The sequence below is a fragment of the Gluconobacter sp. P1D12_c genome, from assembly GCF_018812105.1.
GTDB classification, from domain to species: Bacteria; Pseudomonadota; Alphaproteobacteria; order Acetobacterales; family Acetobacteraceae; genus Gluconobacter; species Gluconobacter oxydans_A.
Genome location: NZ_JACSIQ010000112.1, coordinates 1 through 693, shown reverse-complemented (window position 1 = coordinate 693; position 693 = coordinate 1). Strand labels below are relative to the sequence as shown.

2 protein-coding genes are annotated in these 693 nt (G+C 46.5%); both read left to right on the top strand.

Annotated features, from left to right (window positions below; translation table 11 throughout):
* Positions 1 to 244 (top strand): hypothetical protein (locus KP705_RS15830; protein ID WP_215764904.1); only part of this gene is annotated, 244 nt, incomplete at its 5' end.
* 9 nt (positions 245 to 253) lie between these two features.
* Positions 254 to 693: hypothetical protein (locus KP705_RS15825; RefSeq protein ID WP_215764902.1), on the top strand; the 440-nt coding region annotated here is incomplete at its 3' end.

The window sequence follows — 693 nt, the reverse complement described above, 5'->3', positions numbered from 1 at the left end:
GGCCATAAGGCTTCAATCTGATCGCATTGCTGACAGGCTTGAAGGTCTGGCGATTCAGTCTAGGCGTAAGAAGCAGGATGGAACCTTTTTCAAGGTTGGTTTGCTGTCTGGATTAGCTAAGCAGATGGATGAACAGTTTAGGCATATCATGTTCATTCCTGCTGTTGCTGTTGCTGAGCGGCGCCAGTTGAGGAATGCGCTGACCTATTGGATTGATACCATTCTCCCGAATAAGGGGAAGTAGCTGCGGGCCATGGTTATCACCTGCGGTGAGAACGTCCGCATATATGATGACCTCAAGGCGGAGCATAGGAAATGGACACGCAAGCTCTCTGATTGCTTCCGTTGGCTCAATCAAAAATATGGTTCAAATCTGTATTTCAGGGGGACTGAGTTCACTCATAATGAGGATCATGAAACCCTTAACATGCATATGAATATCCTCTTTGATCTGCCGTATTTGAAGGGGAACGGCTGGCAGGATTTTCTTGCTGTTGTTCGTGAGAGGATGTCTTGCATTGTTAAGGATGCGGGAACTCTTGAGTCTGTTGAGGAGGTCACAATATATGTGACTAAGCCGATCGATTTTGAGACGATGGAGGATGGCCATGTTGAGTGGTTCTATAATGAGACACTCAATACGCGACTGATCCAGATGTACGGATCGTTTAAGGAGTTCAAGGGGTCTCTTAA